A 13,563-nucleotide genomic window follows, 5' to 3' on the forward strand; every position below is an offset into this window, starting at 1 on the left:
CCTCACAATCCCAGAATCGTCGACGCGATGATGTTGCGCTGCACCTCGCTGCTACCGCCGTAGATCGACGTCTTGCGGTAGTTGAGGTAGTGCGGGGCAGAGTGTTGCGCCCACGACGGCGATGCGATGTCTTCGCCGTCGGCCGGCAGCGCATCCGGCCCGGCGACCTCGACGAGCAGTTCGGTGGCGGCCTGCTGCAGCTGGCTGCCGCGCAGCTTGAGCACCGACGACGCCGGGTTGGGCTGCCCGTCGGCGGAGTCGGTGACCACTCGCGACTGCGTGAGTTCCAGTGCCAGCAGCTCGTTTTCGGCCTCGGCCAGCCGCGCCGCGAACAGCGGGTCGTTCAGCACCCCGGTGGCCGCGGCGTGTTTCTTCACCTCGGCGAGGCGCACCTTGGTCCGCCCCACCCCGGCGATGCCGGTGCGCTCGTTGCCGAGCAGGAATTTCGCGTACGTCCAGCCCTGATTCTCTTCTCCGACAAGCTGATTGGCGGGCACCCGGACGTCTTCGAAGAAGACCTCGTTGATCTCGTGGCCGCCGTCGATCGTCTTGATGGGCCGCAGGGTGACGCCCGGCGTCTTCATCTCGAACAGCAGGAACGAGATGCCGGCCTGCCGCTTGGGTGCCTGCGGGTCGGTGCGGACCAGGCAGAAAATCCAGTCCGCGTACTGGCCCAGCGTGGTCCAGGTCTTCTGGCCGTTGACGACGTAGTCGTCGCCGTCGCGGACCGCGGTGGTGCGCAGCGACGCCAGGTCCGACCCCGCCTCGGGCTCGGAGAACCCCTGGCACCACCAGATGTCGAGGCTGGCCGTCGGGGGCAGGAAGCGCTTTTTTACCTCCTCCGAACCGAATTCGGCGATCACCGGGCCCACCATCTTCGTGTTGAAGTTCAGCGGCTCCGGGACGCAGGCCAGCTGCATCTCGTCGGCCCAGATCTGATGCTGGGTCGGCGTCCAGTCCTTGCCGCCCCACTCGACCGGCCAGTTCGGTACCGCCAGGCCGTGCTCGTGCAGGATCTTGTGGCTGGCGACGATGTCCTCGTGGTTCACTTCCGCCGAGCCGCGGCGCACCCGCTCGCGCATCTCCTCCGGAATCTTGGTCGTGTAGATGCTGCGAAGTTCGTCGCGGAACGCGGCTTCCTCGGGCGTGAGCGCCAGTTGCATGGCAGCCTCCTGTCGTTTCTCCGGTGACCGTGGCGACCCGCCGCCGAGAGCTGTTTCCGGCGATGGTGGTCGTTCGCTCGACTTCCATCTTGACCCATCCCTCGGGCGGCCCGTGCACAGCCTCGGGTTAATCCACAGATCGGCCCGGCGGCCCCGTTGAGCGGTGCCGTTCTGGCGGCGCGGACCTACCGTCGGCCCATGCGAACAGAACTTCCAGCGGAGCGCCTGCAGCGACGGCTCAACGCAGAACCGGAGACCGGGCCCGAGGACGCCGGCTCGGCCTCGACGGAGGAATCCCCCGACGACGACCAGAATTCGCTGCTGCCGCGGTGGCTTCCCGACGCGTCGCAGGACCGGGGTTGGGTGGCCAGGGTGCGCGCCGACCCCGGACGCGCCGGCGCCATCGGGCTGGCGATCGTGGCCGCGCTGGCGGTGCTGGTCACGGTGTTCACGTTGCTGCGCGACCGGCCGGCGCCGGTGATGTCGGCCAAGCTGCCACCGGTGGAGAAGGCGTCGACGGCCGGCCCCAGATCGTCGGGGAGTCCGGGTGCCGCGCCGCCGACCCCCGACCGCCCGCTGGTGGTCAGTGTGGTCGGTCTGGTGCACACCCCCGGCCTGGTGACCCTGGCCCCGGGCGCGCGCATCGCCGATGCGCTGCAGGCCGCCGGCGGTGCGGTGAACGGCGCGGACACCATAGGACTGAACATGGCCCGTCCGGTCGATGACGGAGAACAGATCGTGGTCGGGCTCGCTCCCGTTCCGGGACAGCCGGCGGCGCTGGGCAGCTCGGTGGCCACCGCAACGGCACCGACGTCGAAGGCGCCGCCACCGGGGTCGGGGTCGGTCAAGCCGAAGCCCGGCCAGGCGGTCGACCTGAACACCGCGACCGTTCAGGAACTCGACGCCCTGCCCGGCGTGGGGCCGGTGACCGCCGCCGCGATCGTGGCGTGGCGGCAGGAAAACGGGAGATTCACCAGCGTCGACCAGCTCGCCGATGTCGAGGGCATCGGCCCGGCGCGGTTGGAGAAGCTGCGCGCCCTGGTCCGTGTCTGACCCCGGTGGTTCATCCCGGGCCGGGCGGTGCGCCATCCGGGCGCGTCGATGTGCGGCTGGTGCCGGCCGCGTTGACGTGTTGGGCGGTGACGGCCGGGGGGATCTGGTGGTCGTCCGGCCGGATCCTCGCCTGGTGCTGCGTCGCGTTGATCGCCGCGTCCGGTGCACTGGCGTGGCGCGCGGTACGCCGGCCCGACCGGGATGCGCGGCTGCTGGCGTTCAGCGCCGGCCTCGCAGCGATCGGTGTGGTCGGGGCGGGATACGGCTTCGCCGTTGCGCTGCGCACCGATGCGGTCGGTCACCACCCGATCACCGCCACCTTCGGATCGAGCGCTCCGGTCACGGTCACCCCCAGCGAGAGCCCGGTGTCGCTGGGCAGCGGCCGGTTGATGTTTCGGGCCACCCTGCAGCGCCTGCGGGCGGCGGAAATATCGGGCCGGGTCGTCGTTTTCGCGCGGGCCTCGGACTTCGGCGCCGTGCTGGTGGGGCAGCCGGTGCAATTCACCGCGCGGATCACCCGTCCCACCCGTCGCGACCTGACCGTCGCGGTGCTCAACGCGTCGGGCCCGCCGACCGCGGGTACCGCGGGCGCCGTGCAGCGGGCCGCGCAGGGCGTCCGCGGCCGATTCGCGGCCGCCGTGCGCGACACGCTGCCCGGCGAGCAGGCCGTGCTGCTGCCCGCGCTGGTGCTCGGTGATACCTCGGCGGTGCCGAGCGAAACCAGCCGCGACTTTCGTGCGGCCGGCATGACACACCTGATGGCCGTATCCGGTGCCAACGTCACGATCGTGTGTGCCGCCGTGCTGTTTTCGGCCCGACTGATCGGTCCCCGCGCGGCCGTCGTGCTCGCCGCACTGGCGCTGGTGGCCTTCGTCATCGTCGTGCAGCCGACGGCAAGCGTGGTGCGGGCGGCGGTGATGGGCGCCATCGCGCTGGCGGGAATGCTGTTTTCGCGTCGGCGGCAAGCCATTCCGGCGCTCGCCGCCACCGTGCTGGTGTTGCTGGCCGTCGCCCCCGCGCTGGCCGTCGACGTGGGGTTCGCGCTGTCGGTGGTGGCCACCGCCGCGCTGATCGTCATCGCGCCGGTCTGGTCGCGGCGCCTGGTGGGTAAGGGGTGGCCTAAGCCGCTGGCCGACGCGCTGGCCGTCGCCTGGGCCGCGCAGGCGGTGACCGCGCCTCTGGTTGCGGCGATCTCCGGCCGATTCAGCGTGGTCGCCGCTCTCGCGAATCTCGTCGTGGCCGCCGTCATCGCGCCAATCACGGTGCTGGGCACCGCGGCGGCCGCGCTCTGCGCGATATGGCCTGCCGCCGCGCGGCTGCTGATCCGGTTCACCGGCCCGGAGTTGTGGTGGGTGGACGGCATCGCCCACTGGGCGGCCACCATGCCCGGCGCCACCCTGCCGGTCCCGGACGGTATGCCCGGCACGGTGATCGTCGGCGGTGTCACGGTGCTGGCGGTGGTGCTGTGGCGGTGGCGACCCTTCCGCGTCGGGGCGGGGGTGGCGGCGCTGGCCGGGGTGGCCTGGGCGCTGTCCGGGTTGGGATAGGCGGTTCGTCGGCTGTTGGATCCCCGGTCGGCGTGGTCGGTGGGTCGTGACACCATCGTGGGGTGAGCGAGCTTTCGCCGTTGCACCTGGTCCTGGGAGACGAGGAACTGTTGGTCGAGCGGGCCGTGGCCGAGGTGCTGCGGTCGGCGCGGAATAAGGCCGGCGCCTCGAAGAACGCAGACGTTCCGGTCAACCGGATGCGGGCCGGCGACGTCAGTACCTACGAGCTCGCCGAGCTGCTGAGTCCGTCACTGTTCGCCGACGAGCGCATCGTCGTGCTGGAGGCCGCCGGCGAAGCGGGCAAAGACGCTGCCGCAGTGATTGTCTCGGCCGCGAGCGACATGCCGACGGGTGTGGTGCTGGTCGTGGTGCACTCGGGCGGCGGCCGGGCCAAGGCGCTGGCCACCGAGCTGCAGTCCCTCGGCGCCGTGGTGCATACATGCGCTCGGATCACCAAGCTCAGCGAGCGCGTCGATTTCGTCCGCAAGGAGTTTCGCGGCCTGCGGGTCAAGGCTGACGAGGAGACGGTGACCGCGATGCTGGACTCGGTGGGTTCCGATCTGCGGGAGTTGGCTTCCGCCTGCTCCCAGTTGGTCGCCGACACCGGCGGGGTGGTCGACGCCGCCGCGGTGCGTCGCTATCACAGCGGCAGAGCCGAGGTGAAGGGCTTCGACATCGCGGACAAGGCGGTGGCCGGAGACATCGAAGGAGCCGCCGAGGCGTTGCGGTGGGCGATGATGCGGGGGGAGCCGCGGGTGGTGTTGGCGGATGCGCTGGCCGAAGCGATCCACACGATCGGCCGGGTCGGGCCGCTGTCGGGCGATCCCTACCGGCTGGCGTCACAGCTCGGGATGCCGCCCTGGCGGGTGCAGAAGGCCCAGAAGCAGGCCCGGCGTTGGTCGCGTGACTCGGTGGCGTCGGCGATGAGGGTGGTGGCCGCGCTCAACGCGAACGTCAAAGGAGCGGTGGTGGACGCCGACTACGCCCTGGAATCCGCGGTCAGACAGGTTGCCGAGCTAGCGGCCCAGCGCAGCCACTAGAGCGGCGCTTTGTCGGCCGGGAAGGCCTCAGATCTTGTTGAGGGCCTGCGCCAGCGCCGACTTCTTGTTCGCCGCCTGGTTCTTGTGGATCACGCCCTTGCTGGCCGCCTTGTCCAGCTTGCGGTTGGTCGACACCAGCAACTCGGCGGCCTTCTCCTTGTCGCCGGCATGGGCGGCCTCACGGAACGCGCGGACGGCGGTACGCAGCGACGACTTCACCGACTTGTTGCGCAGGCGAGCGCGCTCGTTGGTCTTGTTGCGCTTCTGCTGCGACTTGATGTTGGCCACGCTGGAGTTCCTTCTTCGATGAGACGTTTTGTTGGGCGCCGGTTAATCACCACACAGCGACTGCCCAGGTTATCAGTGAGTTACGTTTTCTCCCAAAATGGGAACACGTGGGCTGCCAGAACGTCGACTTGAGGCAGCATCTGAACAGTGAGTCTTACCAACCAGCTTGACGAGACCAAGCGGGGTTTTCGCGCTGTGCGTTCTGAGCGCATCTTCGGCGGATACAACGTGTCGTCGGACGCCTACGAGATGGCGTTCGACGAGATGTTCGACGCCCAGGGCGCTGTCCGCGGCCCCTACAAGGGCATTTACGCCGAGCTCGCGCCATCGGACGCCTCGGAGCTCAAAGCTCGCGCCGAAGCCCTATCCCGCGCCTTCCTCGACCAGGGGATCACCTTCTCCCTGTCGGGCCAGGAGCGGCCCTTCCCGCTGGACCTGGTGCCGCGGGTCATCTCGGCCGCCGAGTGGACCCGGCTGGAGCGCGGCATCACCCAACGGGTCAAGGCGCTCGAGATGTACCTCGACGACATCTACGGTGACCAGGAGATTCTCAACGACGGGGTCATCCCACGCCGCCTGATCACCTCTTGTGAGCACTTCCACCGTCAGGCGATGGGCATCGTCCCGCCCAACGGCGTGCGGATCCACGTCGCCGGCATCGACTTGATCCGCGACGACAAGGGCACGTGGCGGGTCCTCGAGGACAACCTGCGCTCGCCGTCGGGTGTGTCCTACGTCATGGAGAACCGGCGCACCATGGCACGCGTCTTCCCCAACCTGTTCGCCACCCACCGGGTGCGCGCGGTCGACGACTACGCCTCGCACCTGCTGCGGGCGCTGCGCAACTCCGCGGCCACCAACGAGGCCGACCCCACGGTGGTGGTGCTGACCCCGGGCGTCTACAACTCGGCGTATTTCGAACATTCGCTGCTGGCCCGCCAGATGGGGGTCGAGCTGGTCGAGGGGCGCGACCTGTTCTGCCGCGACAACCAGGTGTACATGCGCACCACCGAGGGCGAGCGTCAGGTCGACGTCATCTACCGGCGCATCGATGACGCCTTCCTGGACCCGCTGCAGTTCCGTGCCGACTCGGTGCTGGGAGTGGCCGGGCTGGTCAATGCCGCCCGCGCGGGCAACGTGTCCATCTCCAGCGCGATCGGCAACGGCGTCGGCGACGACAAACTCGTCTACACCTACGTGCCCACGATGATCGAGTACTACCTGGGCGAGAAGCCGCTGCTGGCCAACGTGGACACGCTGCGCTGCTGGCTCGACGACGAACGCGAGGAAGTGCTGGACCGCATCGACGAGTTGGTCCTCAAGCCGGTCGAGGGGTCCGGGGGTTACGGCATCGTGTTCGGACCGGATGCCTCCGAGAAAGAGTTGGCCGCGGCGGCCAAGAAGGTGCGCGACGATCCGCGGAGCTGGATCGCACAGCCGATGATGGAGCTTTCGACGGTGCCGACTCAGATCGGCAACACCCTGGCACCCCGCTACGTGGATCTGCGGCCGTTCGCGGTCAACGACGGCGACGACGTATGGGTGCTGCCCGGCGGGCTGACCCGGGTGGCCCTGGTCGAGGGGTCGCGGGTGGTCAACTCCAGCCAGGGTGGCGGCTCCAAGGACACCTGGGTGCTGGCGTCGCGGGCGTCGGCCGGCGATCACGAGCTCGAGGCGGCGGAGGTGGTGCGCTCGCTGCCCGCCTCGATGCCGGACCCGTTGCTCGACGACGCGCCGCGGCTGACATCTCAGCAGGCGCAGCCCACCGAACAGCCCCGGCGCGGAAGGCGACAACAACAACAGCAACGGCAACAACAAAGGGCGGTGCATGATGCTGGCACGTAACGCCGAGGCGCTCTACTGGATCGGCCGCTACGTCGAGCGCGCCGATGACACCGCCCGCATCCTGGATGTGGCGCTGCACCAATTGCTCGAGGACTCCAGCGTCGACCCCGACCACGCTTCGCGGCTGCTGCTGCGGGTGCTCGGCATCGACCCGCCGAATCACGACCTGGACGTGTGGTCGTTGACCGACCTGGTGGCCTACGGCACCAACACCCAGGGTGGCTCCTCGATCGTCGACGCCATCACCGCGGCGCGGGAGAACGCCAAGTCGGCCCGCGAGGTGACCTCCAGCGAGATATGGGAGTGCCTCAACACCACCTACCACGCCTTGCCCGAACGCGAGCGGGCCGCCAAACGCCTTGGGCCACATGATTTCTTGTCGTTCATCGAACGGCGCGCGGCAATGTTCGCCGGCCTGGCCGACTCGACGTTGTCCCGCGACGACGGCTACCGGTTCATGGTGCTGGGCCGGGCGATCGAACGGGTCGACATGACGGTGCGGCTGTTGCTGTCGCGGGTGGGCGACAGCGCCTCGTCCCCGGCGTGGGTGACGTTGTTGCGCTCGGCGGGTGCGCACGATACGTACCTGCGCACCTATCGCGGCGTGCTGGACGCCGGTCGAGTGGTCGAATTCATGTTGCTGGACCGGCTGTTTCCGCGTTCGGTGTTCTATTCCCTGCGACTGGCCGAGCACAACCTCGACGAACTGGTCCGCAACCGGCAGAGCCGGATCGGGGCCACCGCCGAGACGCAGCGGTTGCTCGGTCAGGCTCGCAGCGAACTGGAGTTCGTCCAGCCCGGCGTGCTGCTGGAATCGTTGGAGAGCCGTCTGGCGGGGCTGCAGCGAACCTGCCGAGACGTCGGAGAAGCGTTGGCGCTGCAGTACTTCCACGTGACGCCCTGGGTAGCGTGGTCGGACGCGGGCCAGCGCGCCCGGCTGGTCGGCAGGAAAGGGGACGGCTGATGTGGCGGCTGCGGGTGGTGCACACCACGGGATACGCCTACCAGTCACCGGTGACGGCCTCCTACAACGAAGCCCGGCTGACCCCGCGGTCGAACACCCGGCAGAACGTCATCCTCAACCGCGTCGAAACCATCCCGGCGACCCGGTCCTACCGCTACATCGACTACTGGGGTACCGCGGTCACGGCGTTCGACCTGCACGCTCCCCACACCGATCTCACGGTGATGTCATCCTCGGTCGTCGAAACCGAACGGGCCGAGCCACTTTCGACGGAGGCGGGCTGGAGCGACCTGCAATCGGAGGCGGTGATCGATCGCTACGACGACTTGCTGCGCCCCACCGATCACACGCCGGCCAGCAAGCGGGTGGCCTCGGTGGGCAAGAAGATCAGTAAGACCCACGAACCGGCCGAAGCCGTTGTCGCCGCGGCGGATTGGGTGCGCGACGAACTGCAATACCTGCCGGGAACCACCAGTGTGCACTCGTCTGGGCTCGACGCGCTCAAGGCGGGCAAGGGCGTCTGCCAGGACTTCGTGCATTTGTCGCTGATGTTGTTGCGCAGCATGGGAATTCCCGCGCATTACGTCTCGGGGTACCTGCATCCCGATCGTGACGCGGTCGTCGGGGACACCGTGGACGGGCGAAGCCACGCCTGGATCGAGGCGTGGACGGGCGCGTGGCGGAGCTATGACCCCACCAACGGCACCGAGATCACCGAGCAGTACGTCGGTGTCGGTGCGGGCCGCGACTACGCCGACGTCTCCCCGTTGAAGGGCATCTACTCCGGGGAGGGCGCCACCGACCTCGACGTGATCGTCGAGGTGACCCGGCTCGCCTAGCCGGGCGCGCGTCGCCGGCTGTGAACCGACCCGGGGATACCGTTGCAGGGATGACTGATTCGGCCGTAGGCGCGGCTCGGCTCGAGGGGAACCGGCCCGGGCATGGCGGGTCGCCGCTCGCGGCGCTGGCCCTGCTTTGCATCGGGCTGCTCATCGGTGGCATCTCGCTCGGGGTGGCCGTAGGCGGGATCATGCCGTTGCCGTACGGCCCGGCGGGCGCCGTCACGGTCTATGTCCGCGCCCAGCCGGGGGCGGTGCGCGTCATCGCCGTCGCGACGTTCGCGTCCTCGGTGCCGTTGGCGCTCTACGCGGCGCTGGCCGGCGCGCGGTTGCGCCAGCTCGGGGCCGGCGCCGGGGCAGCCGCGATCGCGCTGACGGGCGGCACGTTGGCGGCCGGTGCGCTCGGTCTGGCCGGACTGCTGGGCTGGTCGTTGTCGATGCCGGACGTCGCCGCGAACGCGGCGCTTGTCAGGGCGCTCTACCTGCTGGTCTTCCTCACCGGCGGCCCGGGGCACCTGGTGGCCTTGGGCGTGCTGGTCGGCGCCCTCGCGGCGCCCGGCAAGAGATTGCTGCCCGGACCGATCGCCCGGCTCGGTCTGGCGACGGCCGCCCTCGCCGAACTGACCACGGTGGTGCTGATCTGGCCGGCGCTGGGCGTCATCTTGCCGATCGCCCGGGTCCTGGCGCTGACCTGGCTGATGGTGGCGGGCGTGGCCCTAACGCATGCGACCCGTCGGGGTTCGGCGGCCCGGGGAGCGGTGGCCGATGGCCGTCACGAGGGCGCGTCGACCTGAACGCGGAGCAGGTCGTCGCCGAGTTCGATGCGACCGCCGAACTCCGCGGCTGCCAGGCCCCGCCACTGTTCTTCCTGACCGGGCACCAGCGCCGGCACGTAGTGCGTCATGACCAGGGTGCCCACCCCCGCGCGGGCCGCGGTCGCGGCGGCTTCCTGCACTGACGAGTGGTAATCGCAGATGTCCTGCAGCCGCTGCTGGGGGATGGTGGCGACGATGTCCTTGCGGATCACGGTGTGCACCAGCGCGCCGGCGCCCGCCGCCAGCTCGTCCAGGCCTGCACACGGGACGCTGTCACCGGCGAGCACCACCGAGGCGCCCTGGTAGTCGACGCGGAATCCGATGGTCGGGGCCACCGGCCGGTGATCGGTGGGGGCCACCCGGATGGCCACGTCGTCGCGGTCCCAGACGGCGCCTTCGGTGTATTCGTGGACGTCCACCGCCGGCGGCTCGTTGATGTCGCTGTGATGGGCGATCCGGTAGCCGATGTCGTGGCGGAACGCGTTCAGCGTGGCGGCGACCGCCTCGGCGGTGCCGGGCGGTCCGATGATGGGGAGGGGCGCCGGATCGGGGGTAAAGGTGCTGATCCAGCGCGTGATGAGGACGTCGCCGAGGTCGCCGATGTGGTCGCTGTGCAGGTGGGTGAGCAGCAACGCCGACAGTCCGGCGGCGCCCACGCCGACCGCGGCCGCGCGCTGCAGCACGCCACGCCCGCAATCGACCAGGAACACCTGCCCACCGGCGCGCACCAGAGTTGACGGCCCGGCGCGGTTCGGGTCGGGGATCGGACTTCCGGTTCCCAGCAGCGTGACCTCGATCATGGCCCTATCTTGCAAGCCCGCGGTGCGCGTAGTGGCTCAATCGGCCGATCGGCGCGGCATTCACCGAATGGACACGATCTGTTTGCAGGTTCTGTTAGTGGCTTTTCCGCCGCGCGAGTTAGCCGTAGCCTGATGTGAAGCGGATCACAAACCGGCTGGAGGCCTCGATGCGGATAGCGGACGTCTTGCGGAACAAGGGCGCGGCGGTGGTGACCATCAACCCGGATGCGACGGTTCGCGAGCTGCTAGCGGGGCTGAGCGACCAGAACATCGGCGCGATGGTCGTGGTCGGCGACGAAGGGGTGGTCGGCATCGTGTCGGAGCGCGACGTGGTGCGCCAGCTGCACACTCATGGCGCCAGCGTGTTGTCTCGGCCGGTGTCCAAGATCATGACGTCCATGCTGGCCACGTGCACCAAGACCGACGAGGTCGACGCGATCAGCGTGTTGATGACCAAGAACCGGGTGCGGCACGTACCGGTGCTGGACGGGAAGAAGCTGATCGGCATCGTCAGCATCGGTGACGTGGTGAAGACCCGGATGGAAGAACTCGAGGCCGAGCAGCAGCAGCTGCAGTCTTACATCACCCAGGGCTGATCGGCCCCATCGCCGACGCACTAGCGCCAGGAGTAGTCGGCGCGCAACCGGGCGGCCACCACGTCGAAGATCTCGCGATCCAGAATGGCGCCCTCGCGGCGGATGCCCTCTTCGGGGACGTCGAGCACCCGGTCCAGCCTGACCCAGCTTTGCCTGCCCTCGTAGTCCCATGAGCCAGAACCGATTCCGACCCAGTCGGGGTCGGCGGCGTGCCGCTCCTGGCTGGACACCATCAACCCCAGCAGGACGCTGCGGTCGCGCCCCACGACCAGGACGGGACGATCCTTGCCCTGGGTGGGATCGTCCTCGTAGACCACCCACGTCCAGACGATCTCGCCGGGATCGGCGCGGCCGTCCAGGCTCGGCGCATACACCAGCCTGCGGGCGCGTTGCGCGGTCGGGAGGCTGGCGTTGGTCACCGGCCGGCCGCTGACGGGCGCGTCGGCAGGCGGCGGCGCCACCGCGGCGATGACGTTCGCGGTGATCCGCACGGCCTGCTGCAGTTCGCGCAGCACGGTCTGGGAATTCTGCACCTGCCGGACCAGGCGCGGAGCGCCGTTGAACACCAGATTCTCGGCGAACCGCTGAAACGTCTTCCACTGGGATTTGCGGGGAGACGCCATATTCGCAGCATAGACGCGAGCGGCGGGGTGCGATTGTGTCCAAGTAGGTCCAGACGGCCCTGTCTGGATACGCTGGACATACCCGCGAACCGCCCCGGAAAGGCCGCGACGCGCCCCGTCAAGCTTGCACGCACCAGGAGATTCCCATCAGCAGTTTCGCCGACAAGACCTTCACTGCGCCGGCGCAGATTCGGAATTTCTGCATCATCGCCCACATCGACCACGGGAAGTCCACGCTGGCCGACCGGATGCTCCAGCTCACCGGCGTCGTCGACGAGCGGTCGATGCGGGCCCAGTACCTGGACCGGATGGACATCGAGCGCGAGCGCGGGATCACCATCAAGGCGCAGAACGTGCGCCTGCCGTGGAAAGTCGGCGACACCGAATACGTGCTGCACCTGATCGACACCCCGGGCCACGTCGACTTCACCTACGAGGTGTCGCGCGCGCTGGAGGCGTGCGAGGGCGCGGTGCTGCTGGTCGACGCCGCGCAGGGTATCGAGGCGCAGACGCTGGCCAACCTCTACCTGGCGCTGGACCGCGACCTGCACATCATCCCGGTGCTGAACAAGATCGACCTGCCCGCCGCCGACCCCGACCGCTACGCCGCCGAGATCGCCCACATCATCGGCTGCGAGCCGGGCGACGTATTGCGCGTCTCCGGCAAGACCGGTGAGGGCGTGGCCGACCTGCTCGATCACGTGGTGCGTGAGGTGCCGCCCCCGCAAGGCCAGGCCGACGCCCCGCTGCGGGCGATGATCTTCGACTCGGTCTACGACATCTACCGAGGGGTGGTGACCTACGTCCGGGTGGTCGACGGCAAGATCACCCCGCGCGAGCGCATCGCGATGATGTCCACCGGCGCCACCCACGAACTGCTCGAGGTGGGCATCGTTTCGCCCGAACCGAAGGCCAGCGACGGCCTGGGCGTGGGCGAGGTGGGTTACCTGATCACCGGCGTCAAGGACGTGCGCCAATCCAAGGTGGGTGACACCGTGACGACCGCCCGCCGCGGTGCCACCGAGGCGCTGACCGGGTACCGCGAACCCAAGCCGATGGTCTACTCGGGTCTGTATCCGGTGGACGGTTCCGACTACCCGGATCTGCGCGACGCCCTGGACAGGCTGCAACTCAACGACGCGGCCCTGACCTACGAGCCGGAGACCTCGGTGGCGCTGGGCTTCGGATTCCGTTGCGGCTTCTTGGGTCTGCTGCACATGGAGATCACCCGGGAGCGCCTGGAGCGCGAGTTCAACCTGGACCTGATTTCGACGTCGCCCAACGTCGTCTATCGCGTGATCAAAGAGGACAACACCGAGATCCGGGTGACCAACCCGTCGGACTGGCCGGAAGGCAAGATCCGCGAGGTCTACGAGCCGGTGGTCAAGACCACGATCATCGCGCCGAGCGAATTCATCGGCACCATCATGGAACTGTGCCAGTCGCGCCGCGGCGAGCTCGGGGGAATGGATTATCTGTCACCCGAACGGGTCGAGCTGCGCTACACCATGCCGCTGGGCGAGATCATCTTCGACTTCTTCGACTCGCTCAAGTCGCGCACCCGCGGCTACGCCAGCCTCGACTACGAGGAGGCCGGCGAGCAAGAGGCGCAACTGGTCAAGGTCGACATCCTGTTGCAGGGCGAGGCCGTCGACGCGTTCAGCGCGATCGTCCACAAAGACGGGGCCTCGGCGTACGGCAACAAGATGACCACCAAGCTCAAAGAGCTGATCCCGCGCCAGCAGTTCGAGGTGCCCGTCCAGGCGGCCATCGGATCGAAAATTATTGCGCGCGAGAATATTCGCGCAATCCGCAAGGATGTGTTGTCCAAGTGCTACGGCGGCGACATCACCCGTAAACGCAAGCTTCTGGAAAAGCAGAAGGAAGGCAAGAAGCGGATGAAGACCATCGGTCGCGTCGATGTGCCGCAGGAGGCGTTCGTCGCGGCGCTGTCCGCCGACGCCGCGGGGGACAAGGGCAAGAAGTAGCC

12 protein-coding genes and 1 pseudogene are annotated in these 13,563 nt (G+C 68.7%); 9 read left to right on the top strand and 4 right to left on the bottom strand.

From position 1 onward, the window contains the following. Nucleotides 1-2 precede the first annotated feature (2 nt). Complete coding sequence (locus tag A5688_RS15305; RefSeq protein WP_067829879.1) at nt 3-1,163, bottom strand: acyl-CoA dehydrogenase family protein; 1,161 nt, start codon at nt 1,161-1,163, stop codon at nt 3-5. 198 nt (nt 1,164-1,361) lie between these two features. Here A5688_RS15305 and A5688_RS15310 point away from each other — a divergent pair, with 198 nt between their 5' ends. From A5688_RS15310 to holA, 3 genes are all read left to right on the top strand, one after another. Then, nucleotides 1,362-2,216, top strand: coding sequence for a ComEA family DNA-binding protein (locus tag A5688_RS15310; RefSeq protein ID WP_067829882.1), 855 nt, complete (start codon nt 1,362-1,364; stop codon nt 2,214-2,216). 50 nt (nt 2,217-2,266) lie between these two features. Beyond that, nucleotides 2,267-3,763, top strand: a complete 1,497-nt coding sequence (locus tag A5688_RS15315; RefSeq protein WP_067908563.1) for a ComEC/Rec2 family competence protein — start codon at nt 2,267-2,269, stop codon at nt 3,761-3,763. Between the two features lie 80 nt (nt 3,764-3,843). Next, entirely contained in the window at nt 3,844-4,803 is a 960-nt protein-coding gene (gene holA / locus A5688_RS15320; RefSeq protein ID WP_120312550.1) for a DNA polymerase III subunit delta, read from the top strand. 27 nt (nt 4,804-4,830) lie between these two features. On the opposite strand, the gene rpsT is transcribed toward holA, so the two are convergent. Next, nucleotides 4,831-5,091: a 30S ribosomal protein S20 gene (rpsT, locus tag A5688_RS15325; RefSeq protein ID WP_007769864.1), complete on the bottom strand. Its 261-nt coding sequence runs from the start codon at nt 5,089-5,091 to the stop codon at nt 4,831-4,833. Between the two features lie 147 nt (nt 5,092-5,238). Here rpsT and A5688_RS15330 point away from each other — a divergent pair, with 147 nt between their 5' ends. From A5688_RS15330 to A5688_RS15345, 4 genes are read left to right on the top strand one after another with little or no spacing between them, the layout of a single operon-like run. Next, entirely contained in the window at nt 5,239-6,936 is a 1,698-nt protein-coding gene (locus A5688_RS15330; RefSeq protein ID WP_067908558.1) for a circularly permuted type 2 ATP-grasp protein, read from the top strand. Then, nucleotides 6,923-7,900, top strand: coding sequence for an alpha-E domain-containing protein (locus A5688_RS15335; protein WP_067908625.1), 978 nt, complete (start codon nt 6,923-6,925; stop codon nt 7,898-7,900). The genes A5688_RS15330 and A5688_RS15335 overlap by 14 nt, the downstream gene beginning before the upstream one ends. Then, the gene (locus A5688_RS15340; RefSeq protein WP_067829894.1) at nt 7,900-8,739 is read left to right on the top strand and encodes a transglutaminase family protein; all 840 of its coding nucleotides are present in this window, start codon (nt 7,900-7,902) and stop codon (nt 8,737-8,739) included. Before A5688_RS15335 ends, A5688_RS15340 begins: the two co-directional genes overlap by 1 nt. Before the next feature lie 50 nt (nt 8,740-8,789). Next, entirely contained in the window at nt 8,790-9,533 is a 744-nt protein-coding gene (locus A5688_RS15345) for a hypothetical protein (protein ID WP_067908555.1), read from the top strand. Here A5688_RS15345 and A5688_RS15350 read toward each other — a convergent pair. Further along, a complete protein-coding gene (locus A5688_RS15350; protein WP_067908552.1) occupies nt 9,512-10,354 on the bottom strand; it encodes a ribonuclease Z in 843 nt (280 codons plus the stop codon). The genes A5688_RS15345 and A5688_RS15350 overlap by 22 nt on opposite strands. A gap of 167 nt (nt 10,355-10,521) precedes the next feature. Between A5688_RS15350 and A5688_RS15355 the strand changes: the two genes are divergently transcribed. Continuing rightward, complete coding sequence (locus A5688_RS15355) at nt 10,522-10,950, top strand: CBS domain-containing protein (RefSeq protein ID WP_067830401.1); 429 nt, start codon at nt 10,522-10,524, stop codon at nt 10,948-10,950. Nucleotides 10,951-10,970: 20 nt separating this feature from the next. Here the strand turns inward: A5688_RS15355 and A5688_RS15360 are convergent, their stop codons facing one another. After that, entirely contained in the window at nt 10,971-11,573 is a 603-nt protein-coding gene (locus A5688_RS15360) for a type II toxin-antitoxin system PemK/MazF family toxin (protein ID WP_067829902.1), read from the bottom strand. On the opposite strand from A5688_RS15360, the pseudogene lepA reads away from it, so the two are divergent. Further along, a pseudogene (gene lepA, locus A5688_RS15365) lies at nt 11,555-13,561 on the top strand (translation elongation factor 4). The gene A5688_RS15360 and the pseudogene lepA sit on opposite strands and share 19 nt — an antisense overlap. Nucleotides 13,562-13,563: the final 2 nt, after the last annotated feature.

It is taken from the genome of Mycobacterium mantenii (genome assembly GCF_001667865.1).
Lineage (GTDB): Bacteria > Actinomycetota > Actinomycetes > Mycobacteriales > Mycobacteriaceae > Mycobacterium > Mycobacterium mantenii_A.

Coding starts and splice junctions, on each gene's coding strand:
- A5688_RS15305 (WP_067829879.1), bottom strand. CDS start 1,163: ATGCAACTGGCGCTCACGCCCGAGGAAGCCGCGTTCCGCGACGAACTT.
- A5688_RS15310 (WP_067829882.1), top strand. CDS start 1,362: ATGCGAACAGAACTTCCAGCGGAGCGCCTGCAGCGACGGCTCAACGCA.
- A5688_RS15335 (WP_067908625.1), top strand. CDS start 6,923: ATGCTGGCACGTAACGCCGAGGCGCTCTACTGGATCGGCCGCTACGTC.
- A5688_RS15340 (WP_067829894.1), top strand. CDS start 7,900: ATGTGGCGGCTGCGGGTGGTGCACACCACGGGATACGCCTACCAGTCA.
- A5688_RS15345 (WP_067908555.1), top strand. CDS start 8,790: ATGACTGATTCGGCCGTAGGCGCGGCTCGGCTCGAGGGGAACCGGCCC.
- A5688_RS15350 (WP_067908552.1), bottom strand. CDS start 10,354: ATGATCGAGGTCACGCTGCTGGGAACCGGAAGTCCGATCCCCGACCCG.
- A5688_RS15355 (WP_067830401.1), top strand. CDS start 10,522: ATGCGGATAGCGGACGTCTTGCGGAACAAGGGCGCGGCGGTGGTGACC.
- A5688_RS15360 (WP_067829902.1), bottom strand. CDS start 11,573: ATGGCGTCTCCCCGCAAATCCCAGTGGAAGACGTTTCAGCGGTTCGCC.